Source organism: Paraburkholderia sp. (assembly GCF_047605525.1).
In the GTDB taxonomy this organism is placed as follows: Bacteria; Pseudomonadota; Gammaproteobacteria; order Burkholderiales; family Burkholderiaceae; genus Paraburkholderia.
The window spans coordinates 313,600-339,452 of sequence record NZ_JASGFN010000003.1; the positions used below are offsets into that span (position 1 = coordinate 313,600).

At 62.0% G+C, this 25,853-nt stretch carries 21 protein-coding genes; all 21 read right to left on the bottom strand.

Annotated elements, in window-relative coordinates:
- Positions 1–155 precede the first annotated feature (155 nt).
- The 21 genes from QM685_RS05785 to QM685_RS05885 all read right to left on the bottom strand — a co-directional run bounded on the left by QM685_RS05785 (position 156) and on the right by QM685_RS05885 (position 25,683).
- The gene (locus QM685_RS05785) at positions 156–380 is read right to left on the bottom strand and encodes a hypothetical protein (RefSeq protein ID WP_415113621.1); all 225 of its coding nucleotides are present in this window, start codon (positions 378–380) and stop codon (positions 156–158) included.
- A complete protein-coding gene (locus QM685_RS05790) occupies positions 377–1,129 on the bottom strand; it encodes a PhoH family protein (RefSeq protein WP_415113623.1) in 753 nt (250 codons plus the stop codon). Before QM685_RS05790 ends, QM685_RS05785 begins: the two co-directional genes overlap by 4 nt.
- Positions 1,130–1,142: 13 nt before the next feature.
- The gene (locus tag QM685_RS05795; protein WP_415113625.1) at positions 1,143–3,278 is read right to left on the bottom strand and encodes an FAD-dependent oxidoreductase; all 2,136 of its coding nucleotides are present in this window, start codon (positions 3,276–3,278) and stop codon (positions 1,143–1,145) included.
- A complete protein-coding gene (locus tag QM685_RS05800; protein WP_415113627.1) occupies positions 3,263–3,523 on the bottom strand; it encodes a hypothetical protein in 261 nt (86 codons plus the stop codon). The genes QM685_RS05795 and QM685_RS05800 overlap by 16 nt, the downstream gene beginning before the upstream one ends.
- Positions 3,524–3,610: 87 nt before the next feature.
- Positions 3,611–4,912 (bottom strand): metallophosphoesterase, encoded by a 1,302-nt coding sequence (locus QM685_RS05805; protein WP_415113629.1) that lies wholly within the window; start codon positions 4,910–4,912, stop codon positions 3,611–3,613.
- 65 nt (positions 4,913–4,977) lie between these two features.
- Positions 4,978–5,112: a hypothetical protein gene (locus tag QM685_RS05810; RefSeq protein ID WP_415113631.1), complete on the bottom strand. Its 135-nt coding sequence runs from the start codon at positions 5,110–5,112 to the stop codon at positions 4,978–4,980.
- Complete coding sequence (locus QM685_RS05815) at positions 5,099–5,575, bottom strand: hypothetical protein (protein ID WP_415113633.1); 477 nt, start codon at positions 5,573–5,575, stop codon at positions 5,099–5,101. Before QM685_RS05815 ends, QM685_RS05810 begins: the two co-directional genes overlap by 14 nt.
- A 3-nt stretch (positions 5,576–5,578) precedes the next feature.
- Positions 5,579–5,812 (bottom strand): hypothetical protein, encoded by a 234-nt coding sequence (locus tag QM685_RS05820; RefSeq protein WP_415113635.1) that lies wholly within the window; start codon positions 5,810–5,812, stop codon positions 5,579–5,581.
- On the bottom strand, positions 5,809–6,339 hold the full coding sequence (locus QM685_RS05825; RefSeq protein ID WP_415113637.1) for a lysozyme: 531 nt from the start codon (positions 6,337–6,339) through the stop codon (positions 5,809–5,811). The genes QM685_RS05820 and QM685_RS05825 overlap by 4 nt, the downstream gene beginning before the upstream one ends.
- An 18-nt stretch (positions 6,340–6,357) precedes the next feature.
- Positions 6,358–6,705, bottom strand: a complete 348-nt coding sequence (locus QM685_RS05830; protein WP_415113639.1) for a hypothetical protein — start codon at positions 6,703–6,705, stop codon at positions 6,358–6,360.
- 118 nt (positions 6,706–6,823) lie between these two features.
- Positions 6,824–7,153 carry a hypothetical protein gene (locus QM685_RS05835; RefSeq protein ID WP_415113641.1) on the bottom strand — a complete coding sequence of 110 codons (330 nt, stop codon included), beginning with the start codon at positions 7,151–7,153 and terminating at the stop codon, positions 6,824–6,826.
- Positions 7,154–7,187: 34 nt separating this feature from the next.
- Positions 7,188–7,646 carry a hypothetical protein gene (locus QM685_RS05840; protein WP_415113643.1) on the bottom strand — a complete coding sequence of 153 codons (459 nt, stop codon included), beginning with the start codon at positions 7,644–7,646 and terminating at the stop codon, positions 7,188–7,190.
- 5 nt (positions 7,647–7,651) lie between these two features.
- Positions 7,652–8,203: a hypothetical protein gene (locus QM685_RS05845; RefSeq protein ID WP_415113645.1), complete on the bottom strand. Its 552-nt coding sequence runs from the start codon at positions 8,201–8,203 to the stop codon at positions 7,652–7,654.
- 29 nt (positions 8,204–8,232) lie between these two features.
- A complete protein-coding gene (locus QM685_RS05850; RefSeq protein WP_415113647.1) occupies positions 8,233–12,957 on the bottom strand; it encodes a beta strand repeat-containing protein in 4,725 nt (1,574 codons plus the stop codon).
- A 93-nt stretch (positions 12,958–13,050) separates the two neighbouring features.
- The gene (locus QM685_RS05855; RefSeq protein ID WP_415113649.1) at positions 13,051–13,239 is read right to left on the bottom strand and encodes a hypothetical protein; all 189 of its coding nucleotides are present in this window, start codon (positions 13,237–13,239) and stop codon (positions 13,051–13,053) included.
- Positions 13,236–13,622 carry a hypothetical protein gene (locus tag QM685_RS05860; RefSeq protein WP_415113651.1) on the bottom strand — a complete coding sequence of 129 codons (387 nt, stop codon included), beginning with the start codon at positions 13,620–13,622 and terminating at the stop codon, positions 13,236–13,238. The genes QM685_RS05855 and QM685_RS05860 overlap by 4 nt, the downstream gene beginning before the upstream one ends.
- Positions 13,619–19,612: a phage tail protein gene (locus QM685_RS05865; protein WP_415113653.1), complete on the bottom strand. Its 5,994-nt coding sequence runs from the start codon at positions 19,610–19,612 to the stop codon at positions 13,619–13,621. Before QM685_RS05865 ends, QM685_RS05860 begins: the two co-directional genes overlap by 4 nt.
- On the bottom strand, positions 19,587–19,979 hold the full coding sequence (locus tag QM685_RS05870; RefSeq protein ID WP_415113655.1) for a C40 family peptidase: 393 nt from the start codon (positions 19,977–19,979) through the stop codon (positions 19,587–19,589). The genes QM685_RS05865 and QM685_RS05870 overlap by 26 nt, the downstream gene beginning before the upstream one ends.
- A gap of 20 nt (positions 19,980–19,999) precedes the next feature.
- Positions 20,000–20,635, bottom strand: coding sequence for a hypothetical protein (locus QM685_RS05875; protein ID WP_415113657.1), 636 nt, complete (start codon positions 20,633–20,635; stop codon positions 20,000–20,002).
- On the bottom strand, positions 20,636–21,001 hold the full coding sequence (locus QM685_RS05880) for a hypothetical protein (RefSeq protein ID WP_415113659.1): 366 nt from the start codon (positions 20,999–21,001) through the stop codon (positions 20,636–20,638). It lies immediately after the preceding gene.
- Entirely contained in the window at positions 20,998–25,683 is a 4,686-nt protein-coding gene (locus tag QM685_RS05885) for a phage tail tape measure C-terminal domain-containing protein (protein ID WP_415113661.1), read from the bottom strand. Before QM685_RS05885 ends, QM685_RS05880 begins: the two co-directional genes overlap by 4 nt.
- Positions 25,684–25,853: the final 170 nt, after the last annotated feature.

Here is a 25,853-nt window from a genome sequence, read left to right on the forward strand (position 1 = left end):
CCTTTTCGCCTCAGAAAGAATTAATTAATACGTTTTGAATTTAGTTGTATGTCTTATAAAGACTGACGGGAACGTCACGGGAGCCCAAGTTACCCAAGTGAGAGCGGCGGCCCCAAAAGAGACCGCCGCTATCGAACTGAGAACCGCCGCGGCCCCTAGAAGGTTGTCGGCTGCGCCACTCCCCGCACCAGGGCCATGAAGCCCGTTTGCAGGTCGGTCGTGCCGATCGAGACCCAGCGTTGATCCAGACCCTCAGCCGCGCGCAGCTTCGCCACCAGCTCCCCGCATTCCGCTGCCTTGGCCTTGATCTCGTTCATCAGGTCGATCTCGGCCTGAGACAGGTCGCGATAACCCTTGATGCGCTTGTGCTGGTCTTTCATGCGCTCTCCTTGGCGTAACTTTCCAGAATCTCTTGAATTACCCCGTGCCGCACCACGTCCTTCCTGTCGAAGTGGATGTGACCCACCGACGGAATCCACGTCACCCGTTCGATCGCGTCGGCGAGACCCGACTTGCCGCGGATGTCGACCTGCTCGGTGTCTCCGTTGATGATGAGCCGCGAGCCCTCGCCAATGCGGGTGAGGAACATCTTCATCTGCTCGGGCGTCGTGTTCTGCGCCTCGTCGAGCACCACAATCGCGTTGCGAAACGTCCGGCCTCGCATGTAGGCGAGCGGTGCGCCCTCGATATTGCCCATGCGCACGTGATACTCGTAGGCGCCGGAACCCAGCCGTTCTTCCAGCACTTCGCGGAACGGCGTCAGATAGTGGCTGAACTTCTCCTCCATCTCGCCAGGCAGGAAACCCAATGACTCGCCCGCTTCCACCGCCGGCCGCGTGACGATGATCTTGTCGATCTGCTTGTCGCGCAGGGCGTCAGCAGCGAGTGACCCACAAACCCATGTTTTCCCGGTCCCTGCGGGTCCAGTCGCAAACGTGATCGTCTTGCCCTTGATGGACGCGATGTAGCGCCCCTGAGCTTCTGTGCGAGCCCGGATGGGCTCGTAGCTCGCGCGAATCTTCTCCCGGTGTTCGGCTTCGGCCGCGGCGTTGTGAAGCGCCGTATGGTCCTCTGCCTGTCGACGAACTGCTCTTTGCTTCTGGCGGGTCTGATTCTGCTTGCGTGGCATGGGTCTTCCTGGTCTAGTTGAAGTAAAGCGGGACGAGCGCAACAGCGTCGGCCACCACGTATCCCGTCGTCCCTGTGTTGCTGACAACAACCTTGTTGTTGGCCGGATCATTGGCGGTGAACGCGAACGTGCCAATCGATCTCCACGCGCCCGAATTGATCTGATTCACGTTGACGGCCGTCTGTGCGACGCCACCGGCAGTCACGGTGTGCGGGACAGCGCCGGCCCGCGTCGTGCTTTCCGGGTAGAAGACGTAGACGCCATACGTGCCGCTCTTTTGCAGGTTGAAGCGGAATTCGACCGAGCACGAACCCTTGTTCGTCGCGTCGTCCGAGAGGTAGGTGGGTCCGTAAATCGACGCCTCGCCGAATGAGGCCAGCGTCTGCGTTTCGATCCACTCACCAGCGACAACGACTTGACCGTTCCCGGCCGGATCGTCGTAGGAGCCCGCGACATTCGCGCCTTGCGGCACATCGAGCACCAGCGCGCTTGCCGGGTAATAGCCCATCGCCTCCCTGATCTTGTAGGGGTCAACAGCCTGAACCGCAGTGCCAAGGTCGATTGCACGTGCCGCCGCAAAGCCTGCTGCCTCGCCAAGCTGCATCGCGATCGGCTCGACCCGGATCGATGCGAAAGCGGCGTGCGATGCCGACACAGCAAACGTGACAAGCAGGTTTGTGCACTCGGCCGCCTTCGGACAGAGCGCCTTGTAGCTGATCCAGTAACGACCGTCCTGACCGTCTGCCTGCGTCTTCTGGAAGAATCCGCCCTCGAGCGCGATATAGCCGTTGTAGACAACGGTTTGGCAGTGGTGCGAGTCCATCGCGTAGTAGCCCACGCAGACACCATCCGTCACCGGCGTGAGGCGGCGACAATGCCGGTCAGTCATCACGAAGTCGCCAATCATCCGGCGTCCCTCGCGCACATAGAGCTGCTTGGGCAGTCCGTTGTGTGTCGGCATCTGCGAATACGGCGGCAGACCGAAGCCGGCCAGCGTCGTCTTGATGGCCGCCGGCACTCGAGCGTCCTCGCGCAAGAACTTGAACAGCCCGAGCGTCCAGTCGACGTGCTGCTGATAAATTGCGGCGCGTTGAGCGTATGACGCAGTGGGCCACGCATCAGCGCCACCGATGAAGTCAAGCTGCTGCAATGCCGAGCCCGCGTTCAGGTCCGTCACGCCGTCTTTGCACAGGTGGTCGTTGAACAGGCCCGGCGGGTTCGCGTTGTCGCTCCATGCCGCGATCTGCCCCGCGGCGAATTGACGCCCGAGGATTTCGTAGTTGAGCGGGTTGTAGTTCGCTGGCTCCGGAAACTTGCGATACGTGCCCGGTCCACCGCTCGTCGATACGACGTTGACGCGGAAGCCATACGCCTGCACGCGGCTGTCGCCCGTGCCTACCGCCGCGACAGACTCGTTGACGCCGGGCAGCAATCCCGACGATGCAACGCCTGGCGTCACATACGGATCGATCTGCCATGCGCCCGCTTTGTTGTAGGGCGCGACGGCGCCGTTATACGCCTCGTTGTATTGGGTGTTCGATTCGCGACCGACCGCAAAGGAGCAACCCGTGGCGGCCATCAGGTCGCCCTCATAGGTTGCATCGATATACACCGCGGCGGTGACGATGAGCTGTGGCGCAGTCAGGGGCGTCAAGGCATCTTCGAACGTAGCGGAGACGATCTGCGTTCCGGACTTCTTGACTGCGGACGGCACCACACGATAGTTCTCGCGAACGGTAATTCGGCTCGACGCGAGCAGCGCCGTCAATTGCGCCGCCATTGCTTTTGGTGAAGCGTTGAGACTTTGACCCCAGAAGGTCGGGTAATCCGTCGCGTTGGACGTGTAATTCGCGTTCCATATCTGTCGATACAGGGCGTTCGTCAGGCCCTTCACGACGTTGCAGTCACCGCCGGCGCGGTCCGTGTAGCTCAGGCCGCCCTGTGTCGGCATACCCCCGAACACGTTGTCGGGGTTGATGAGTTCGACCGTCTTGCCATTCTGCGCGGCGGACACTGCGGCCATGATGCCGCTGGCCGTAGCGCCGTAGACGCAAACGTCGACATTCCGGGTCGCGAAAAGCGCGCTGCCGCTTTGCCGGGTGAGAAGACTGAACTTGGCGATATCTGAAGGCGTCATTGCGGCACCCACTCGCTTTCCGCCGTCATCTGACCGTCGACATACGTGTAGGTTTTCACACGCACGGCCCCGTCTGTTGGATCGGTTGCCGTGTCGCTCACCAGCAGCCCACTGCTGTAGCTATAGGCGCGACCGCATGAATCCAGCGAGAAAGGCGCTCCATTGGAGTCGAACACCACGTTCGTCACATGGGCCGCGCCCCCGATGCCAGTCTGCTGTTCGCTTCTGCCTGCAACCCTGTCAAAGAACCAACCCATAGCCGTTTCCTTTTAAAAGCCCAAGTATATAACAGTCAATCCTGACTGTTATATAAGACACGTGCAGTTGGCTGAATCCGACCAGATTTAGTTCAGGAGAGATTTCACTACCGAGTGGTCGGTCTCGGCCAGCTCGCGGTAATACCACTTTCCACCCGAGACCGCGAAGTCCGTCACCGCGACATAGTCGAAGCTGGTTGCCCGCGTCCGAGTGTCGACATTGACCAGTGCGAAGCCGTTGTGCCAGCGTTCACCCTCGCAGTAGGAAGCGCTGCGCTTGTGCCCGCTGCCAAGCTGATGCCACTCATACGCACCGTAGATCGGGCTGAAGTGACTCCAGACCTGATGCCGATGGTGATGCCCGTTCAGACCAGGCAGACCCATGTTGCGCGCGTGCGGGAAGTGATGGCACAGCACCGTGTCGAAGTAGACCTTGTAGTTATTCGCCAGCTCCTTCTCGAAATCCCGCTTCGTGAAGGCCGCGAGGTCTGCCTTGGCGATGTAGTTGATCTGGAACTTGTCGAGCCCCAGCAGCTTGCTTACCGTCATGCCATGCAGGTCCGAGAGCACCGCGCGCAGCGCGGGCGTTGCGTCAGCCATATGACGCAGCAGACGGGCTTCGTGATTGCCCTCGATAAAGTCGATCTGCGCATTCGGGCATGCCTTACGCAGCGGCGCGAAGATATTGTCATGCGTAAAGCGGATTCGGCCCGTCACGTCCCATTCGCGTGGGTCCACGCCATACTTCCCGAATTCGGGAAGGTCCAGCACGTCGCCATTGAATACGATCACGTCCGGCTGCACACGCTTGGCCGTGTCGATCAGCACGCGAAGGTAAAACAGGTCGATTTCCTTGTCGTGCAGGTCCGAGCAGACAAGGATTGTCTTGAAGCGGCTGCCGTTGGAACGCACATATCGCTCCGCCCAGTCCCGGCGGTCGACGTTCAGGCGTCGATAGTGGTCAACCGAAACGTGCTTGGCAAGATTGCGCTCGTGCTGGTGCTGCTGACGTGTCAGCTCAAGCTGGGCCTGGCGGCGGAATTCATGGAAAGAGCCGAAATGACAGTTCCAGGCGGACTCAGCAAGCGGCCCCTCCCGGCGAAACCGCTCACGCGTGACCTGACGATCCGGGTTCAGCAGCGCGAACGTGCGCAACACCTCGATGCACTCCTCCGCGGTTGCTTCGGTGATCCTGTTTGTGTTCTCCGACATGGGGAGCTCGACCCCATTGCGGTTGATAACCTTGCCCGCGTATTCAGCCGAGCGGCGTAGCGCTACCGCCCTGTTCTTGACCGTCTGCACCGAGAGACCAAGCTCCCTCGCGACGTCCTGCATGGAAGGGAACTGCTTCGTGTTGTTGAACGCTCTGACGAAGTGGTCGTGCTGCATGGGCATGGTCCTGGCGACTGTTAGAAAAACGGCTCTCCGCGTCGTCCCGGAAAGCCGTGGTGTGGTTATTGCGCGTTCTTTGCCTGCGTATCAAGCTGGTGCTGCACCCAGTCCACGAGTGCGTCGTGGTAGGTAGCAAGCGCGTGATACATGCCGACGATCTCGAGGTCGTTGTCCGTGAACTCTTTAACGGTCGGCACCCGGTCTTCCGGCAGCAGTGGGAGCGCTTGCGACTTCTGCATCGCTGCTGCTGGCGGCATCGATAGCGACTCCTTTGCGGGCGGCGTTGAGCATGCGCACAGTGTCGAGATCGAAAGGCATAGGCTGATCGCCAGCAGAGAGGCTTTGGACCTGAGCGACTTCGCCGGCTGCGGCTTGTGAGGATGCAGTGACATGGGGGATCACCTTCGAGGGTTTGGCGAGCTGCGCGTCAACGGCAGCCTGGATGGTCGAGACTGTGGCCTTGCTGGTGTCAGCCGCTGCCTGGATCTGGTTGCTCTGGGCGATCGACTGCGGGATCTCCTGCGCCGTCGCCTTGACTTCCTTCTTTTCGGCCGTGACCTGCCCGGCGAGGTTGAACTTGTGCTCGGTATAGAAGCCAGCGCCGAACGCGAGAGCGACCGCGACGGCGAGCACACCGATCTTTGCAAGCAGAGGATTCATGCGTTACTCCTGTTTGGGCCTGGGCTCGGTGAGAGCCTTGCCGGCGATCGTCACGCCGGCGGCGGTCAGAAACTCTGTCCACGAGCGCGTCATCACGCCAAAGTCGAAGTTGATCCCCTTGTAAGCCGTCCAACCCGACGCAGCGAGCAGCACGACGAATACAAGGAACCACCAGATGCGAAGCGGGCACGGCGTAGTGTTGTCGCGCTCGGTGAGGAATCTCGGAAAGAAGGTCATGCCGCCACCCCCAGGAATTCGGCCTTTTCCGCGAGGCGGCGGCGCAACAGTCCAGCCACATGTTTGCCGCCTGCCATATCCCACTTCTTGAATTCGTTCGCTGCGGCTGCGTGGTTGCCGGAGTTGAGGAGCTTGAGCATCGTCGATCCCGCAAACGCGCCGACACCAAGGTTGAAAACGAAATCCACCAGCGCGTCGAACTCGGCCTGCGTGAGTGGCGTCTTGACCAGTCGGTTGACTGCGGCTACCGCGCCCGCGACATTCGCGAGCAGTTGCGCTTCAGCCTGATCCGGGGTCCACGTCAGCCCGTAACGGACTTCCGGCCCGGTGTGGCCCACGCCGATCGTCCAGGGTGCGCCAGAGAGCTTGAGCAGCGCCGACGCAATGACGCCCGTTGCGAGCGCGTTCTGCCACATGTTGAGGCGTTGGAGTTCCTTGCCGAGGGGCGATGCGGGATCGGGATAGGCGTGGAGGCAGAGACCTTCAAAGCTCTCGGTCAGGTGCAATCCTGACTTGGAATATTGCATAGTCAATTTTGACTATCCTTAAGCGTATTGGTGAAAGATCTTGGCGCCGATAGCGAGCACGCCTGCGCCGATCAAGCCCCACACGACCTTGACCGTGCGCTTGATGCCTTCGGCCATCGCTTCGTGCTTGATATTGGATTTCTCCAGCTCCGCGGTCTTCTTCACGGTTTCCTCGAGATTGATCTCGAGCCGGTCCACGCGGCGCTGGGTGGTGAGATGGCGTTCTTCGATGACTGCCAGCTTGACGAGCGCGTCGGCAACCGTCTTCATGCTGGTGCGGATTTCGCGGACGTCTTCCTGCACGCCTGAGATCTGACTTTCGAGCGCGGCAATTTCAGACACTCTGGCCTCTTCTTCGGGGGTCACTGCTGTCATTCCTTCGTCGCTCTCTTGCAAAGGTCCAGGCTCGGATGATAAGCCAGAAATGGAAAAGCAGCAATAGTCAGTTTTGACTACTGCTGCCGATAGCACTTACACCCGTTTGTTACGCGATCGTGCCGCCCGCGAATGCGTAGCGGTTTGCCGCATAAGGCAGACTTGCGTCAGCCGGATCGACCTCGGACGGCTGTGCTGCGATCATGGTTGCCTCCATGAAGTCGACCGCGTTCTGACCGTCAGCCGGCACGCCCCTGACGAAGATCATGAACGAGTTCTGAACCGTCTGTTTGCCCGCCGAGCAAGTGTCCGCCGACACATAGCTCGCAACAGCGGCGCTGGTCGTCTTGTTCAGCAGATCGATCGACATTTGCTGGATGACGTGATAGCTCGCAACAACACCGGTCGAGTCCAGGGTGATGTCTTTGGTGATTGCCATTTGTGATGCTCCTTCGGTTGGGTTCAGGTAAAGATCAGGCCGCGCGCTTCTGCGCGATCTGGATGATTCGTTTGACCGCCACAGCGAGGGCATTCGGGTCGAGCCGCCAGGCTTCCTCGAAGCCGAGAGCTGCGCCTACAGCTTCACTGCAAAACTCCTCGTTGGGCTTCTCATGGATAAAGCCGCAGACGAAGTGCGCGTCGCCCCAGCAGTCGTATTTATCCCCGTCGTGCGCCGTTCCCCAGGCGATCGCTGCCGCCTCGTCGAATACGTCGCCAAGGTCGATCACGTCCCATTGCGTGGTGTCGTCAAAACCGATCGTGCCCGCCGGGGCGAATCGCACGCCTCCATCAAGGAATGTCGAAGACAGAGCGCGACCGTCAGAGAGGATCAGCTCGACGTGTGCGTAGTTGCCCTGCTCCCACGCATGCACGCCGATATCGAACAATGCGGCGAGGCCCGTCTTGGTTCCCTTGAAAAATGCGATCTTCATTGTTTTCACTCGATGGTTGCGGCTACCGCGTTAATCGCGGCGACCACGTTGACATAGGCGGCAGCCGCGTCATCGGCGGTCTTCGCGTTCAGGACTTCGTATTTGCGCATGCGCAGCGCGCCGAGCTGTTCGAGCGCGGTATTCAGGTTTGTCGCCTGTGTGAGGATCGTGTCGGCCGCGGCCTGGTTGGTGACGGCAGCGGCAGCGGCGTAGGCAGAGACCCATGTGCCGGGATCGCCGGTATAGCCGGCATCCTTGAACGTCTGTGCGGCCTGCTCGCGCAGCAGGTATTCCTGCTGAAAGCGCGTCCAGTTCGAATAAATCGACGCCACGAGATCATCGATCTTGTCGGCAAGTTCCTGCGCGCTCGGGATCGGCGTTACCGTGACCTGCGGTGCCGGCGCGATGAACTTGCTGCCGTCATAACCGTAGCCGATCTGCACGGCGTCGGTTGCTGCGACCGCTGTCACGCCCGCGCCGAAGTCAACCTGCGACGCCCCATCCCAGAGCGTGAGATTCACAACGACACCATCCCGAACCAGTGCGTATTTGCTCATGTGTGTATGATATTCAGTTTTGACTATTATCAGGCGTATTCGTAGATGATGACAACGCCTTGACCACCGGTATCGCCAACAAGCGCGCTAGACGCACTCTGCCCCTGCCCTGAGCCCCGGCCTCCCCAGCCATAGGCGAACCCCATAATCGGAGAAGGCACACGGGGTGTCGGCATAACAAGACCGAGACTGAGCGCAGCCCAACTCGTCCGGGGAATCGGGCTGGCGGAATTGAGAATATTCCCACCCGTTGCAACAGTGGCCAATGCCGCCGTGACATTTGCTGCCGAGTTCGGCCCATCATTTCTGCCAACCGAACCGCCCGCGCCCCCATTGACGACAAGCAGGGAGCCGAAGGAGGTTTGGCCACCATCGCCGCCCGCACCGCCAGTAACCCCCGGCGCGCCTGCGGCACCCACCGTCACCGCAACGCTACTGAACCCGGATGTGAATTGGCCGCGTGCGTATGCGCCAGGTTGACCTGCGCTCCCTACCGCCACGCAGCCTGCTGCCGTGGCTAGGCAACCTGCGCCGCCGCCGCCGCCAGCCTGCGCCTCGGCGATGATGCTGTTCGTGCCAGGGGTCGGCGTGTAGGTGCCACTCGACGTGAATACCCGCACGCCGATCAGCCTGCCTTGGGTCAGCGCTGCGATGTTACCGGTGTCGACGGCGGTATTGCCGTTAAACGTCGGACGCTGCGTGAACGTGGCCGCGCCAGTCGAGAAGCTGATGTTGAGCGGGCTGTCCTGGAGAACGCCAGATGCGTTGTAGCGGTTGATCGCGAAAGCACCACCGCTGTTGCCGCGCATCGCCCACTGCATCACGCCACTCGACTGGTAGCGGACGTCGCCGTATGACGCGCCCGACGTGTCGTTCAGGATGAATAGCGGAGTGTTGTTCGCCTGCGTGGAGTTGCCCGTGATTTTCACAGCGCCTGCCACTTGAAGCAGGTTCGATCCATCGTTGCTCGTCGTCCCGATCAGCACTTGGCCGCCATAAGGCGCAATTGCGACCGGATATTTCGTCGTGTTGCCCGAGTTGTAGCTCTCGATGGTCAGGCCGGTAATGCTGCTCGTGGAAAGCGAGCTGTAGACCGTGGCGGCGGCATTTCTGACGGTATAAATCGGAGCGATCACACCGGTAGAAAAATAACCTGAGCCGCTGACCTGAAACGCGTCCGTGTTGTTGTCATTTCCCGTGTTGACAAGGACGTTACCGCTGCCCATCACGGACAGCTTCTGCGTGCCCATGATGCACAGGTTGATGCCCAGCGATCCCGACGTGACCGCGCTGTTGTTCGCGTCCGTCGTCGAATTCAGGATCAGTATCTTTGCGTTCGACGCCGAGGAATACGAGTCGATGTAATTGTTGGTTTTGTTCGAGGCCGGCGACGCGCCAATACCGATGTATTGCGTGTTCGTGCTGCCATTGCGCGTGACAGAGACGCCATAGCCTGTCGCCGGTCCTTGCACCTGAAGCGCGTCCGAACCATTGTCGGTCGTCGTGTTGATCAGGACGCGGCCCGAGTCAGTGATGCGCATCGCGTAAATACTCGTCACCGTGGTCGCGGGCGTGACCTGAAAGTCGAGTCGCGTGCCGTGCGCCGTCGAGGTGAACGCTTCGACGGCCGCCGCTTTAATCACCGCAGACGGCACGCTGGGCATTGCCGTGTCGGTGCCCGTGAAGGTGATTGCGCCGAGCGTGTCGCCCGAGGCAACCGCCGCCGGCGTGCCGATGGTCGTGCCGCGCGAGCTGGCGAGATTCAGCGTGCCGCCGAACGAAGTCGAACCCCATCCCATCAGCGTGAGGGCGCCCGAGCTATCGGTTGCGTGGTTCTGCCAGCCCGCCGTGTTGCCGCCGACCTGAATGGGTGTGGTCGTGCCGTGCAGAAGATTGCCCGTGACGCGCGCGCTTCCCACTACCTGCAACGCGTTCACGCCGTCGTCTGCGACTCCGCTGCCGAGCGCGAAATTCCCGCTCTGAAAGAATCGGCCATAGGTGGCGTTCAGAACCTTGAACGAGATACCGACACTGCCATTCGTCGGCGTGGTGCCGGTCTCGTCGGTGGTCGCATGAATAAAGAGTTGCTTGGCTGCGGTGGCCGCCGAGTAGCCAACGATCTTGTTGTCGACCTGCGCATTCGAGTCAAGATTCGTTCCCGAGCCGATGCCGATATATTGGGCCTTCTGCCCATTGCGGTAGACGAGCAGGCCCTGCCCGGTAGGTGGGTTCTGAATCGTAACGGCAGTCGTGGAGTCGGTGGCGGCGTTTGCGCTGCTGCCGAAAAACATCTGCCCCACGATGAGATTCGACGCGGAACCGTCCATGTAGAGGTTCCACTTGTTCGTGCCACTCGCCATCCGGCCACGGTAGGCGATATTGGTCCCCGCGCCGCTGAAGTCCTGGACATAAGCGCCGGTGTAGTTCGTGACCGTCGAGCCAGCGCCGATAGTCGGAACATCGGCATAAAAGCCGATCAGGTTCGCCATCGTGAACGACGCGGCCGCGAGCTGCGGGCGGCTCGTGAACGAATAGCCGCCGGACGTAGCCGCCGAATTGAACGTCTGATTGTTCATGAAGGCGTAATGCGCCGTGGTCGTCCCCGCCGATGCACCGTTTGCGCAATAGGCGACGTTGACGGACTGCGCAGCGCCTACGCCTACGGCCATGTAGCCGTCAGCGTTGATTGCGACGCCGGCTGCGCCATACGTGCCGCTGTTGTCGCCCGGATCGTTGGCGAACGTGAGCACGCCCGCGTTTTGCATCAGGCGCGTGTTTTTCGCGCTCGCGCTACGATCGACGAACTGGATCGTCGGCTGGTATGACTCGATTGAGATACCACCGCCCGTGCCGTTCAGCGTATCGATAAAGCGCGCAGTCGGCGTGTTGATGGCAGCCCACGCCGTGCCCAGCGGGTTCACCGAGAACGGCGTGCTACCGTCGTTGTAATTTCCCGTTGTGCCGATCGATACGCCACCGTTCCCGTTGACGATAAGGCGTGTGGCGATGGCGCCCGTCGCGTTACGCCCCATCAAGCCGATCGCGCCCGTGCCGTCAGCGTTCGAGTAGCCCTGAATGTCTGCTGCGGTCTGTCCACCAAGCACGTCGCTCGTCGTCGATGCCCATCGAAACAGGACCGAGCCGATCATTGTGTAGTTAGCCGTGGGCGGCGACGCGAGCACGTTCTGCCCGTTTGTGATGACCTGATATGGCGTTACGCCTGCGCTGTTGCGCGTGATACCGACGCGATAGTTCGTGCCGAGCGTCCTGGGTGCCGTGCTCGTCGGGTCGCCCACCCAGAGGTCGCCTGCCATCGTGTCGCCGTTCTTCGACACAGGGTTGCCAATGGTCGCCGCGGTGGCCGCGGCAGAAGCCGCCGACGCAGCAGCGTTCGTTTCCGAAGTCTTCGAATTGGTCTCGCTGGTCTTCGCGTTCGTTTCCGAAGTCTTCGAATTGGTCTCGCTGGTCTTCGCGTTCGATGCACTGGTCGCAGCCGCGCCTTGCGATGACGAAGCGGCCGAGGCCGAGTTCGAGGCAGCCGTAGCCGAGCCGCTTGCCGCAGCAGCGCTATTGGCCGCGGCAGTAGCCGAGCCAGCAGCCTGCGATGCGCTCACGGTCGCATTGGCCGCCATCGTCTCGGACGTCTGATCGACGTCCTGCCAGCCCGAGCTGGTGTAGACGCGCATCACCTTGTTGGTGGTGTTGAAATACTCAGCGCCTACCGCCAGGGCCGCACCGTTGTTGTCCTTGGTCGGGTCCGACGCCTTCTGCCCCAGATACAGGGCGTTCATCGTCGTCAGGATGCCCTGCACTGCCGTCAGCGAGCTTGCCGCGCTTGTGGCCGAGTTCGAGGCAGCAGTGGCGCTGCCCGCCGCAGCGGTAGCCGAGCCGGCTGCGTTCGTCTCGGAAGTCTTCGAAGCATTCTGCGAAGCAAGCGCCGCAGCGGCGCTTGCGGCGGCGTTGGTTTCCGAAGTCTTTGAATTCGTCTCGGACGTTTTTGCGTTCGTCTCGGAAGTCTTCGCTGCACTCGCGGAAGACGCAGCCGCCGTTGCCGATCCGCCGGCGGCAGACGCGCTGTTTGCGGCGCTGGTGGAAGAACTTGCAGCCGCGGCCTGAGACGAAGATGCGGCGCTTGCGCTCGAGGCCGAATTTGTTTCGCTCGTTTTCGATGCAGTCTGCGAAGCAGCCGCGGCCGTTGCACTGGACGCCGCCGCAGTCTTGCTCGACGCGGCGTTTGTTTCGGAAGTCTTGGCGTTCGTTTCGGAAGTCTTCGCGGCATTCTGCGAAGCAAGTGCGGCGGATGCGGAAGTTGCCGCTGCCGTCTGTGATGCCGCTGCTGCCTGCTGTGCCTGCTGCGCGCCATTGAGACTGGCGTGGATGTCAGCGATCGACGCGGCAAAACCAGTCGGGTTGATCTCGCTGATCATCGCCTGGATCTTATACATCGTGTTCGTCCAGATCGCGGCAGTGCCCACGTCGCCCTGCGAGATCAGCGGCAGATTGTCCGGCACCGTGAAGTCGGTTGCCACAACACCGTTCGTCATCGGGGCGCTCGGCCCCTGATACGCGCCAGCGAGCGTAAAGGTGGTATTCGTGCCGTCGAACACAGCATTGGTGGCGATCACATAGGGCACCAGCTCGTTCGCGACCATGAAAATGTTGTTCGCACGGATGCGATACGCCACATTCACGCCGATAACGGTGACGGTCTGACTGCCATTTGTGACGGTGCAGACCTGCTTGAGTTGTGCCATGCGAGTAGCCTTTGCGAGCGTCCTGTTGCCGCCGATTATACAGTCAGTTTTGACTGTTCAACAATAGGCGTATAGCAACGTAAAGGCTTTAAGTCAAGACTTCTTATACTTCAGTTTTACCTGTTTGCAATGCTCGATCCATTCGGCCGTTTCGGGCGGCAACACGATGCCTTGGGCGCCGAGCTGCGCGAGCGCCTTCATGATGGCGTCGAGCTGATCGCCAACGTCCATATAGGCTGCCGCGCGTAGCGGAGTCGGGTCGACTTCGTGATGGATCTTCATGCCTGCGTCACCTGGAAAGTTGCATCGAGCATCGGGAAAGCGCTGACCTTCACCGTGTAGATGCCGGGTTGCGAAAACGAAAGCTCGACCGTGCCATCAGTCACCGTATAGTCGGTTCCCCCAATCGTGACCGTAGCGCCCGTGGCTACGTTCGTGAGCGTCATGCCATCCAGCTTCACCGTGTTCGCGGGTCTGGGCACAACTGCGCCGCCTGTCACCCAGTCGGTCTCTGTCTTGCCCTGCCCGACCACGACAGAGCCACCTTCCGGTGGCACCTGGACATCCATCATCCAGCGCGGAGAGTGGCCCCCATAGAGGATGGCGCCCTGTGCGTCCGCGACCACCCAGTCCGTCTTCGTCATATCTTTCGTCATATCGCTCATCGCATTACCTCAAAGACAGCAACGGAGACGTTGCTTGCGGTGGAAAGTTGAACCTGCACCGGCAGGCTTGCTGCTGGCGGGCTCATCTTTACGAAGTTGGTGACCATGTTTCCGGACGTGCCAACGATGCTGAGCTGCTGACCATTGATCGTCACAACCGCACCGCCTGCTGATTCGGGCGTGTCGCCGTGCGCCGGCGAACCCACGTTGCCGCTGATCATCACCAGCAGGTCGCCGCCCGATGAGGCATAGACGGGCGTCTGGTTGCTGCTGAACGGCCCAAACATGACAAGAGTCGTGACCGCATGCAGGCCGATGCGCAGCGTGTCGACCTGAGCCACACCAATATGCGCCGTCTGGATCTGAGCGCTACCGATCTTGGCCGCCGTGATCTGGGCGTCGCCGATCTTGGCCGTGTTGATCGACGCGTCGCCGATCAGTGCGCTGCTGATGATGACTTGCGGGACGCCGTTGACCGCGCCGATCGTGAACGGATGCACGCCCGGATAACCCGGCAGGTTCACCGAGAACGTATCCGTGCGCACCGCGAATTCGCTCGTCACCTGCCCGTTGACCGAGGTCGAGGCAAGACCATAGCCCGCGACATAGCCGTTGTTGTCGATCTTGACGGTGTATTGCGCGCTCAGTCCGTTGATCGACGACTGCTGAGCCTGGATCGAGGTCGTGTGGCCGCCGACCGTGGTCTGAAGCGTCGAGATCGAGGATGCGTTGGCTGAGTCTGCCGACGCCCGAACGCTGGCCTCATTCTGGATCGCCGCGGTCTGCGTCGTGTTGTTGCTGTTGACCGTGGCCGTAAGCGTGTCGATACGCGAACCAAGCGCCGAGTCTGCCGAGGCGCGGGCGTTTGTTTCGGTGGTGACGGCCGCCTGCACCGGTTGCGTGAGCGATGCCGGGCGCCATTCCGCGTCCGTGAAATACCAGCGGCTCGCGTCGCTCGTGCCCGTGATGTTGATCTGCGTCCAGAGCTGCGCCTGCGTGTAGCCCGCAGGGATCGTCACGTAGCCCGCGACGCGCGTCCAGGTCGATGTCGCCGCCAGCGTCGAAGCCGTCACATAGGTCGTCGAGCCCGAGGCCGTCATCAGCTTCAGGCCCACAGCGAACTGCTGTGCGCCAGAAACCGGCGTCGCGGCCGAGACTTCGACGTAGTGTTGCTGACCCGGCGACACATCCACCGTGCGGCCCGAGAAGAAGTTGTCCCGTGTGTTCTGCTTGAAGACGTTCGCCGCGGGCGCGCTGACCGGCACATCGGAGTTCGTCTTGGCGACTACCGTCACGGCTGACCAGCCCGTCGTGCCGTTTGCACCCACCGGGTTCGCCACCAGGTTCGTCGGATCGTTGCCGTAACTTGCGACGACAGTGTCAATTCTGCTGCTGATGGCACTGTCGGCGGCGATGCGCGCGGTCTGTTCAGTCTGGATCGCCGCGGTGTTCGTGCCGTTCGATGCGGCAACCACGTCAATGCGCGATCCCAATGCCGTGTCAGCATTGGTGCGTGCCGTCGTTTCCGTCTGGATCGCCGCCGCATTGCTTGCCGTCGACGCAGAGACTGTATCGATGCGCGTGCCCAGCGCACCATCCGCCGAGATTCGCGCGGTCTGTTCACTCTGAATCGCTGCTGCGTTTGTCGAGTTCGACGCAACGACGCTGTCAATACGCGTTGAGAGCGCACCATCAGCGTTCGCGCGCGTGTTCGCTTCGCTGTTGATTGCGGCGGTGTTGGTCGCGTTCGTAGCGACAACGGAGTCAATGCGCGTGCCCAGCGCCGAGTCTGCGTCCGATCGCGCCGTCGCTTCGCTTCGGACTGCGGCCCCGTTAGCGTCGGTGTTCGCCGAAACCGTGCTGATCTGGCTTGAGAGGCTGCCTGTCGCGCTCTTGCGGGTATTGGCCTCGTTAGTGATCGCGGTCGTCAGTGCCGCGTTCAGCGCCGCCGTCACACCCTGATCTGCCAGCGTTGCCGAAGCGAGCGTGCTGGCCGCGCTTGCGGCGAGACGCTGGTTGACCGACCCAACGATGCTGTCGGGCGCGTCGATCAGGTCGATGCGCGTCTGTAGTTCCGGAATGAGCTGCGAGTCCTTCAGCACGCCGTCGGCAATCGCGTTCACATCCATGTAGGGCGTGTGGAACGTGAAGGCCGCGCTCGGGATCAGATCGCTCTTGCCGAAGGCGTCATACGGCACGATCATGAACTGATAGTCCGAATTGAACATCAGTCCCGTGAGCAGCACCGACAGGTCCGGGCCATCGTAGGCAAGCTGCGATGCGTTTTCGTGCGACACGTTCGGGTCGATGTCGCCGCTCCACGCGAGGTAGATCATCGCGCCTGCGTAGTCGGGATCGCCTGTCGTCGTGAAGTCGATCTGCACCCGGTCATAGGCCGGGTTGTCGTTGATGCTGACGATCTGCGGGGGCGGGTTGTAGCAGTCGAGGACGGCCGGGTTGCCCTTGTTGTTGAAAATGTCCCGCACCATGATGTGGAACGTCAGCCGGCGATGCAGCCCGTCGGCGAAGTTCTTCTCATAGGTGTAGTCGTAGCCGTTGTCGGTCGTGTGCTCCGTGCGCAGCAGCTTGCCGTTCTCGTCGTAGACCTGGATCTCATAGTCGAGGAAATGCGGGTCGAGCGAGCCCCCGTCCGCGCCGTTCGGTTCGCTGCCGAATTCGAACGAGCCCGTGACCGAGTTGTAGGTCCAGAACAGCTTGCAGTCCCTGCCCGACCAGATGTAGTCGACACCCGTGACGGCGGCGACCGTGAGCGTGCCCGGCTGGCCCACCACCTTGTGCGACGCAGTCGGTGCGCCGTCGTAGCTCGCGCGCTTGTTCCACAAGTCGTAGGCAACCACCTTGACCGCAACCAGGTCGCCCGTATTGGCGCCCTCGATGACGTAGGTCGGCGCCGACGGCACGCTCGCAGCGAGCTTGAACGCACCCCCGTTGATCTGAACGTAGACGTCCGCGCCTGCGTAGGAACCGACGATCGGGAGCGACCACGACGCGCGCACGTTGTTGAGGATGTTCGTGCCGCTGACGTAGCTTTCCTCGTAGATCGTCAGATCCTGCACTTCACCGATCGCCGCCTGCGACGGATCGAGCAGCGGAGGCGTGAGGGTGCCCAGCACGCCGTCGTAGCTCGACAGGTCGTAGACCGCCGGGTTGTATTCGAGCGCGTTGATGGTGCGGTTGAAGTCGCTTGAGCCGAGAGTGATCGACTTCACACGGAACGGCTTCTTGACGAGCGAGGACTCACCAAAGACGTAGTTGGTGAACTGCGTCGGCGTGTAGCTGAGCGGGCTCTGAAGCTGGATCGTGTTCGTCGTGCCGGCGACAGTCGCCACATCGCATTCCGTGACGACGTCCGTGTCGTAGAGCGTGATCGTGGCGCCCGACACGAAGCCAGTCGCGTCGTCCACGTAGACGCCATCCGAGGAGACGGTCGTGATCGCCGCTTCCGCGCCGTTGCTTGCGCGGATACGCAGCACCCGGTCGCTCTGGTAGGCGCCGCCGACGATCTGGATGAAGTTGCCGATAACTGCCTGGATGCGGCCCGTCTGACGAACCACCGAGTCGGTGAGCAGCAGCGCCTTGTAGACGGTGCCGGCTTGCATCGTGACCATCTTGTCGAGCACCAGCGTGCTCGCGGTCGAGCCCGCATCGAGGCGGCCCGAGGCAGCCCAGTCCGGCATGTCGTGCTGCACGAGGACCACGTCGCCCGGCATGCAGGCGATCGCTTCTACGGGCGCCTCGAACTCCACCGACTGCGTGAGGTAGCGGTTCAGGTTCAGCGCGAAGGCGCCTTCCTTGTAGGCCGTCTGGATGTCGTCGATCCCGTATATCGTGATCGAGGAGACGTTCTGCGTGCTGGCATTGAGCGCGAGCGTCGAGTCCTGAACCTTGACCGTCTTCGCCTTGTTGTAGTCGGTCTTGTCGAAGTAGGTCACGTCCACTTCGGTCGCCCGGTCCTTCATGCCGAGCCACGTCATCTTGAACGAGTCCTTGACGATGTTGCCCATGCCAAAGAGCATCACCGGGTCGGCCGGCGCTTCGGTCGTCACATAGAAGCGCGTGCCCATCTGCATGACCTGCGCGTGACCGACGCGCAGCACCAGGGCCGAGGCGTCCCAGAAATTCTGGATCTGGTCGAGCGGGCCGTTCCACGCGAGCCCTTCCTGGGTGCAGTAGTCCGCCCAGGCGATGACCGAGTCGAGGTCGATGCGCGCGGGGTCGATCGCCGCGCCGTAGACCTGATTGGTCGCCATGTCATACCAGATCCACGCCGGGTTCGTGGTTGACACGGTCGCGACTGTCTCGACGCCATCGATGCGCGTGATGGTGTTGACGAGCTTGCCGCCGTGCATGAACGTGACGGTCGGCACCGACGAAAGCTGGTCGTCCATCTGCACGCGCACCGCGAGCAGCGCGGTGTGGTTGTAGGCAACACCGTCGAACGTGATCTCGTTGATGTCCGTGACGTAGGTGTCACTTTCGGCCATATCAGACGTGTCCGTCGGGAACGTCGAGTTGACCTGGTTGGTGTAGCTGTTGACCGTCTGGATCGAATAGTTGACGTTGCGCGCGAGCTGGATCTCGTATTTGGCAAGCGCCACCTGCGGCGACGTGTAGCTGCGGCGCACCGCAGCGCGCAGGTTGTCGGTGATCGTGATGTCGCCTTCCACCGAGGTCGACGCAAAGGCCATGCGTGCCATGCCGCCACCCGAAACCGGCCAGTTCTTGACCGGCTGGCCGACGAACTGCTGGTATTTGGCCTTCACCGCGGCAACGTCCGAATTCAGCACCGTCCCACCATCGGGATAGACGATGCTCAGGCCGGTGATGATCAGGGTGTCGTCGTAGTCGAATGGATTGAGCGTGCCGTTGACCGTCGGCGTGATATCGACTTCTCGGTAGGTGGTCGTGGTCGGGCCGAGCGGAAGCCAGTCGGTTGCGCCGACCTGCCGGTATTGGGCCGAGATCGCCACCGTATTGCTCTTGACCGAGCCACTGGACGAATCGACCGAATACAGACCACTCGGGCACACGAAGTCGACGCGGAACTGCTCGCATTCCTCTACCGTCTGGAACGTGAGGGGCGTGCCGTCCGACGGCAGCATGATGTTGTGGTTGACCGGCGTGATGACCTTCGAGAACCAGTCGATCTCCGACTGAGCGCCGGCGCCGAGACGCTGCTGGAGCGTGACGTCCTGATACTCGTCGGCCGCGCGGTCGTTGATGAGCACATCGCTGATCGACGCAATCGGTCCCTCGCCGGCGTTAATCAGCATGTAGAGGATCTGGTTGTTGCCGTTGTTGCTGGCGTCCGATCCGCTCGTGTTCAGTTCGGTGTAAAGGCCGATGATGTTGCCGGCCATGCGGTAGTTGCCGTAGACGACCGGGACCGCCACACCTTCATTGCTGGTGTTCTTTGCGCCGTCCGCGCCGTAGGAAGCGCTGTTGGCAAGCGAGCTGCCCGTGTTGGTTGCTGTGACCGGCGGCAGGATTGCGTTGACGAGCAACGACCCCGCGACCGTCACGGCGACGCTGACGGCAGCATTGACGAGCATGGCGCCCGTGGCTGCGCTCACACCCAGCGCCGAACCTGCGGTCGCACCATAGGCCGCTGCTGCCGCACCGCCCGTATAGGCCGCGGCGACTGCGACCGCAATCATCGCAATCACACGGAAGATGCCCTTACCACCCTGCCCGCGCGGGATCGGGCACAGCACCACGTAATCCTCGGGCTTGAGCGTCGTCTTCCGGAACTTGTCCGGCTCCACGATCGCGCCGTTGACCGACACGACGTGATCTTCTGCGAGACCCACCGGCAGATACGCGTCGAGCGTGCGGCTCTTTTTCCAGACCCACCTGTCCGTCTCGGCCGCCTTCAGCGGCTCGAACGGGTTGGTGATGCGCCGCACGTTGACGTGGCGCACCGTGCGGGTCGGGGACTTGCGTTTAGCCTTGGTCTGGGCAGTATTCATAGAAGCCGACAATCCGATGTTTCCAGGGTTCGAGCCGCTCGATCACCACGCCACCGGATTGCTCCCATGTGTGGATGAATCGACAGTCAGTAATGACTATCCCAACGTGCGTGATAAATCGCCCTGTTCGGAACATGACGACGGCACCCTGTTTCGGGCCGTCGAGTCGCTTCCAGAATGTGGCCGAGCCAACCATGAGCGCCTGAATCCTTGCCTGGTCAGCCGGAGCGCCGTAATCTGGCGTGGATATGCCAGAGTCGCGCTCGATGATGTAGCGGCACAGGCCATAGCAGTCGAAGCTCTTTGGCCCGCGCCCACCACGCTCGAAGGGCACGCCGATCAGCTCGGCGTTGGTGAGATATTCCATAGTCAGTTTTGACTGTTATTCTACAGGTAAAGCGAGCCGCTTGGCACGAGGTTCGGGCAGCCCCCGAAGTTCTCGGTGTTCTGGTGGGCGCGACAGCCGTTCGGCCCGTCGAGGGTGTGGTCGCAGCCGTTGATGGAACCCGAATAGCGGCAGGTGTTGGCGTCGCGGTAGATCCACTGACAGAAGTCGCGGCGCTGGATACGGCGAGGGAATTGACGTGTGAGCGCGTTCTCCGCGCCGAGCGTGAACTGCACCACGTAGTTCGCGGCGCTCGCGTCGGTGACTTCGAAATACTCCGCGACTTCAGGGTCGCCATCGAGATTCGTTGCCGAGACGACCGTGATCGTGACCTTGAAGCCCACTCCGCCCTGGTTGTCTTTCATCTTCGACAGGACGTGCTGCGCGTAGTCGTAAAAGCTCAGGGACACCGAGGGCATCGCACCGAGCTCCGCTTTCACGTCGAGCGAGAACTGCACCGCCTCATAGGTATTGCCGTTGCGCACCACGTTTTCGGTGTTGTTCACGTAGCGCAGCGTTTCGAGGATCGTGCCGGTGGCCGGGTCCGGCACGTCGATTTCGAGCATCGCGAGGTAGGCGACGTCGCTCGACAGGCGGTTTTTCTCGATGACGCTGGCGACTGAAATCTTGGCGGGCATTTACGCTTCCTGGACCTTGAAGGTGACGTCATAGAGGCGTGTCGTGCCCACGCCCGTGTAGCTGAAGGCGAGCGTCGTATCGGTGGTAAACCGCACCGCCTTGATCGTGCCGTCTGTCGGGTTCGTCCAGTTGAAGATCACCGAGCCGCCGAACACGGAGTCGAAGAACGCCTGCAGGGTGTTCTTCTGGCTCTCGGTGAGATTGGCGAAGCCGGACTGGTAGGTCTTTCGCGGCTGGCGCGTGTGACGCGGGCGCGTCATCACATAACCGCCATCCATACTCGAGGCGAGCGCCTGGTTTTCCTGGGAGACCTGATATTTCGAGGAATCCTGGAGGTCCGCGAGCGGAAAGAGTGGTGTCGTCATGATTTCATCGCTGCTTTCATGCCATCGCGGAAGCTGCCCGGCTGCGATGCGCTCGTGAGCACCACATCGAGGATCATCTGCTTGCCGTCAAACCGCGTTTGGCCCTGTTGCTGGGAGTTGACCTGCTGGCCCGTCTGGTTGATGACGTTGACCGTCACCGCGGGCATCTGACCGGTGCCGCCCGTGGAGCTGCTTTCGCTATTGCTGATCGTGACCGGGATCGTGCGGCCGTCAGGCAGCGGCACATAGGCCTCGGGCATGGAACCCTCGCCGTAGATCGCAAGCTGCGGGCTGTTCGCGACGCCACCATTTGCGTATTTACGAAGCTGCACTTCGCCTACGCTGGTCATGATTCCGCCATTTGCGAACATGCCGGCGGTCACGCCAAAGAGGGAGCCCGAGCCGCTGATCGTGCTGGAGCTCGGCATCGTGAAGCTGTAGCCGCCCGCAGAGCTGGTGGCGCCACCAAGCAGGCTGCCAAACGCACTACCGATACCGCTTCCGCTCGATCCGCCCGCCACTGATGCAAGTGCCTGCGCTGCGGCCAGCGCTGCGTTCGCGAGCGTGCCGAGCGAGGTCGTCGCAGCCGCCTGGGTGTTGCCCTGCGTGACGAGACCCGCCACCTGCTGACCCATCGCCTGCGTGCTCTGCTGCACGCCCTGCGTCGTGAAAGTCTGGAGCCCCTTGGTCGCGATGCTGGTTGCCTGACCGAGTGCAGTCTGGATTGCCGTGTTGGCAGTGGTGTTGCCGGCAACAGAATTCCCCGCCGCCGTCGAAGCATTGGGGAACACCAGCTTGTTGATGCCGCTCGTGAGCGCGTCGAGGCCCTGCTTCAGCGGCTGGCTGAAGGTTTCCTGAAGCTTGATCTTGAGGACGTCGAGCGCCATGCTTTCGGCGAGCTGGCCGAGATTCGCCTTGCCGGTCTTGACGAACGACATCAGCGAGTCGATCACGCTGTTGGCCCAGTTCGCTTCCGCGTCCTGCATCTCCTTGAGCGTGTCGTTCCAGCTTTCGACGAGGCCGTCCATCGGTGTGCGCAAGAGGCGCGCACGTTCGGCGGCGACGACCTGAAGGTGCTGGTTGAACTGCTGCTCGGCCTGAAGCTGGAGATTCAGCCCTTCCTTCTGAGCGGCAGCCCGTGCTTCCGGCGTGGTTGCTGAATCTACTGCTGCAGCCGTGCGCTGTTGCAGTTCCGCCATGTCCTTCTGATACTGTGCGAGGCCCTTCGACGCCTGAGTGTCGAATGCTGCGGTCTTGCGCTGGCTGTCGAACGGCAGCAGCGACTGAAGCGTCTGATCGTCCTTGCTCTTGAAGCCCGAGGTAAAGTTGATCAGGTCGGCGCCCGCGCGGTTCTCCAGCGCCTTGTTCTTGCGCGCTTCCCATTCGTCCCACGCCTTCGTGCCCGTGCCGAGACGTTCTTCGGCGCGCGCGAGTTCGCGCTCCAGCGCCGTCATCTCGCGCGTCTGCTTCGCGGAACCGTTGTCGGCCGCGTTGCTCATTGCCTCTTGCAGGTCGTTCTCTGTCGAGGCAAGACGCTCGTTCGCGAACGTGATCGCCTTCTTCTGCTCTTCAACCTGCTTGAGCTGCGCCATCTGGTTGACGATGGCCTGCACGTCGGCATTGCTGGTGTCGAGCGAGCCGTCGGCTTTCTCCCACTGACGGTTGCGCGGGTCATGCGCCTTGTCAAAGTCACCGCCCTGCCACTTCGCGGTGAACTCGGCAAGCGCATCTGCGCGCAGAGCGTCGGCGCCCTTGGGCTGACGCGTGAGAAGTGCGCTCAGATCACCCTGGTCGACCTGGAGCTTCGTTGCGATCTGTTCGCGGAATTTGACGAGGGGGTCTTCAAACTCGCGCTTCGGACGCTCGCTGGCAGCCGCGATCCTTGCAGCCGTATCGTCGTTGTCGCTGCCATTACCAACCGCCGGCGTGTGCCCCGTCTTCTTCTCGCTGCCGCCAAAGCCCATCGGCGCGCCGGTGCCTGCCGGCTGGTCCGTGCTCACGAACTTGAAGCGCGACGCGCTCTTGGCGAGTGCTGCCTGGGTTCGCGCGTCGATCGCGGCGCGCTCGTCCTGGCCCTGCTTGATGCGGTCCTCGAGATCTTTCTGAGAGCTGAGCGGATTCAGGCCCATGCCCGCGAGCGCTACCGTTTCGCGGAAGCCCGACTTGAACTTGTCCCAGAACCCTTGCGCGCGGGTCATCAGGTCGTCGAGCCAGTGCGAGAACCAGTCGGAGACCTTGTGGCCACCCACCTCGAGCCCGGCGATCAGCTTGGTCAGATCCCAGGCGGTAATCAGCAGCCCGACCCACGGAATCAGTCGCAGGAATACCCGGCCTGCCCCGGCAGCAAATGCGCCGATCGTGCCGAGCAGGCCCGTCAGCGCCCCGCTCGACGCCGTGCCAAAATTCACAAAGACCGAGCCAAGCTCGCGCAGCACCGTCGAGATACCGGTGATGCCAGCGACCTTGGTGAACCCCGCGATGGTCAGCGCAACACCTGTGACCGCGGCTGCGATCGTGTTGAACTGCACCAGCATCGGGTTCTCCTGACCGACGCGCTTGAACAGATCAAACAGGCTGTTGATGCCGCTGATGAGGGCCGTGACCTGCGGCAGCACGGACTGGCCGATCATCGTGCCCAGATCGGTGATGTTCGCCTTGAACTTCTCGACCTCGCCCGAATACTGCTTCATCAGCTCGGCGTTAAGCTGATCCGTGCCCTTCGAGTTGTTGATGGTCTCGCGCTGCGCGTTCAGGCGCTCGGCCGAAGCCGGGTCCATCGACACGGCCATCGCTTTCGAGGCGGTCGAAGTCACGCCCAGCGTCGTGAGCACCTTCGCGATCGCATTGGCCTGCGCCTGCGGATCGTTGATGTCCGCGCCGTCGTAATACTTGCCCTGGTTCTGCTTCTTCTGCGTGAACGCGAGGATCTTGTCGTAGTTCTGCTGAAGCCACTGCACCGGGTCCGAGATCGCGAGCGCGCTGTCGTTGAAACCCGCGTGCTTGGCCTGCTGACGCACCTGACGGGGCGTGCCACTGAAGTTGATCGCGTCGGTGTTCAGCAGCCCCGAGCCGGCGAGCACCTGCACGGCCGCATCGGTCAACTGCTTGCCCTGCGCATACTGCTGGAACATGCGGAACGCCGTGCCGACCTGCGACACGCCGGCGCTACCCCCTTCACCGCCCGCGACCTTGAACTGGTCGACCACGCCCATCAGGTTCGTGATGCCGTCATCCGACAGACGCGCGGCCTGTGGACCAAGCTGACGCAGGACGTTTTCCATGTCCTGAAGGTTGACCTTGCCGCCCGTGCCGATCGAGATGCGCTGCGCGAGGTTGAACGTGCGATTCATCGCGTCCGCGTCGCCCACCTGCTCACGCATTTCAGTGAGGCCGTAGAGGTTGCGGATCGTGGACTGCGCGTCGCCGTGCGCGTAGCCGAGCTGCGCGAGGTTGTTTGCCGTGCGCGTGGCCGTCTGGAGGGTCGCGTCGATAACGGGGACGTTGTTCTCGCCGACCGCCTGAATGGCCGACAGACGCGACTTGACCGCATCCAGTTGCGAGATGAACTGGTTGGTCTTGGCGAGATCGAACGCCTTGTTGAAGAACTCCTGCGTCTGGTCGGCCGGCAGGTTCAGCGCTTCCACCGCGTTGCGCTGCTGTTGCATCGCCGCCGCGTCGTTCACGCTGGCCTTCAGACCATTCTCGATCTTCAGCGCGGCCCACATCGCCGCCATGCCCTTCAGCGACTCGGTCAGGGCATCGGCCTCACCACGCACTTTGGACATGTTGCGGCCGGCAGCGGTCATCGCGCTCGTCTGCGCGGCGGTAACAGCCGTATTCGCCTGCGTGGCGCGCGAGAGCGCGTCGGTTGCGACAGTGTTCTTGTCAGTGGATGCGGCGAGATTGTTGTTCGCCTTGACGAGCTGGACCACGGTGCCCGCGAGCTTGCCGATCGTCGCCTCAAGTGAGGTGATCGCCTTCGTGAGCGCAGCGTTACTCTGCGTGGCCTTCGTTGCTGAAGTGGCCTGTTTGCCGGTAGCGGTGCCGGCCTTGCCTGCTGCCGCGGCGAACTGCTGGTTCGCCAACGCCGCCTTCATTGCCGCACTGGGCGCCTGAAGGAGAGCGGCCGTAGTCTTGGATGCCGCCGCGGCGACGCTGTTGCTGGCGTTGTTGATCTGGGCGGCGGAAGACGCTGCCGATGCGCCCGTTTCAGCCCACGAGGTGCGCGCGCGCAGGAGTGCCGGCACACTCTTGTCGAAGCTCGTCGCGACGTTCGTTGCCGCCGCAGCGACCTGTTCTGCGTTCTTGGCGAGTGGAGCCGCTGCGGAGCTGACGCCCTCGAGGCTTTTCTCGGCCTGCGCCGCGGAGTCGGCTGCCTCCTTCAGACCCGTCGCAAAGCCAGCCACTGCTTCCGCTGCCGCCGCAACGCTCTTGTTCAGTGGATTGACGGCGTTGCCCGCCGAGGTTGCAGTCTTCGCGAAGTCGCCCATTCGCTGGGCGACCTCCTGCATTGTGCCGGCGAGATCCTGCATGGGCGCTTCCGCACCCGATGCAGTCGACTTCAACCCCTTCAGGCTCGCCTCGAGCGCGGCCGACTGCTCCGATGCCCGTTGCGTCTTCAGGGAAAAGCCGTTGTCGTCCAGTGTCAGGACAACCTTGATCTCACCGCCAATACCGCTCATTTAACCCTCGACCCTATCGTTTGTTCCGACATATCCCTGAGCAAGGCGATACCTCCCGTGTCCGGCCTGGCGCTTTCTTCCATGAGCGATCGGGCACTCATCTTTGCGACGTCACCCACCTCGATCACGAGCCTGCGTCGATACTCGGTGGCACCTTCGCTGCTCTGGGC

Bases quoted from the DNA above. Each gene is read 5' to 3' on its own strand.
- QM685_RS05785 (WP_415113621.1), bottom strand. From the start codon at position 380: ATGAAAGACCAGCACAAGCGCATCAAGGGTTATCGCGACCTGTCTCAG.
- QM685_RS05790 (WP_415113623.1), bottom strand. From the start codon at position 1,129: ATGCCACGCAAGCAGAATCAGACCCGCCAGAAGCAAAGAGCAGTTCGT.
- QM685_RS05800 (WP_415113627.1), bottom strand. From the start codon at position 3,523: ATGGGTTGGTTCTTTGACAGGGTTGCAGGCAGAAGCGAACAGCAGACT.
- QM685_RS05805 (WP_415113629.1), bottom strand. From the start codon at position 4,912: ATGCAGCACGACCACTTCGTCAGAGCGTTCAACAACACGAAGCAGTTC.
- QM685_RS05815 (WP_415113633.1), bottom strand. From the start codon at position 5,575: ATGAATCCTCTGCTTGCAAAGATCGGTGTGCTCGCCGTCGCGGTCGCT.
- QM685_RS05820 (WP_415113635.1), bottom strand. From the start codon at position 5,812: ATGACCTTCTTTCCGAGATTCCTCACCGAGCGCGACAACACTACGCCG.
- QM685_RS05825 (WP_415113637.1), bottom strand. From the start codon at position 6,339: ATGCAATATTCCAAGTCAGGATTGCACCTGACCGAGAGCTTTGAAGGT.
- QM685_RS05835 (WP_415113641.1), bottom strand. From the start codon at position 7,153: ATGGCAATCACCAAAGACATCACCCTGGACTCGACCGGTGTTGTTGCG.
- QM685_RS05840 (WP_415113643.1), bottom strand. From the start codon at position 7,646: ATGAAGATCGCATTTTTCAAGGGAACCAAGACGGGCCTCGCCGCATTG.
- QM685_RS05845 (WP_415113645.1), bottom strand. From the start codon at position 8,203: ATGAGCAAATACGCACTGGTTCGGGATGGTGTCGTTGTGAATCTCACG.
- QM685_RS05850 (WP_415113647.1), bottom strand. From the start codon at position 12,957: ATGGCACAACTCAAGCAGGTCTGCACCGTCACAAATGGCAGTCAGACC.
- QM685_RS05855 (WP_415113649.1), bottom strand. From the start codon at position 13,239: ATGAAGATCCATCACGAAGTCGACCCGACTCCGCTACGCGCGGCAGCC.
- QM685_RS05860 (WP_415113651.1), bottom strand. From the start codon at position 13,622: ATGAGCGATATGACGAAAGATATGACGAAGACGGACTGGGTGGTCGCG.
- QM685_RS05865 (WP_415113653.1), bottom strand. From the start codon at position 19,612: ATGAATACTGCCCAGACCAAGGCTAAACGCAAGTCCCCGACCCGCACG.
- QM685_RS05870 (WP_415113655.1), bottom strand. From the start codon at position 19,979: ATGGAATATCTCACCAACGCCGAGCTGATCGGCGTGCCCTTCGAGCGT.
- QM685_RS05875 (WP_415113657.1), bottom strand. From the start codon at position 20,635: ATGCCCGCCAAGATTTCAGTCGCCAGCGTCATCGAGAAAAACCGCCTG.
- QM685_RS05880 (WP_415113659.1), bottom strand. From the start codon at position 21,001: ATGACGACACCACTCTTTCCGCTCGCGGACCTCCAGGATTCCTCGAAA.
- QM685_RS05885 (WP_415113661.1), bottom strand. From the start codon at position 25,683: ATGAGCGGTATTGGCGGTGAGATCAAGGTTGTCCTGACACTGGACGAC.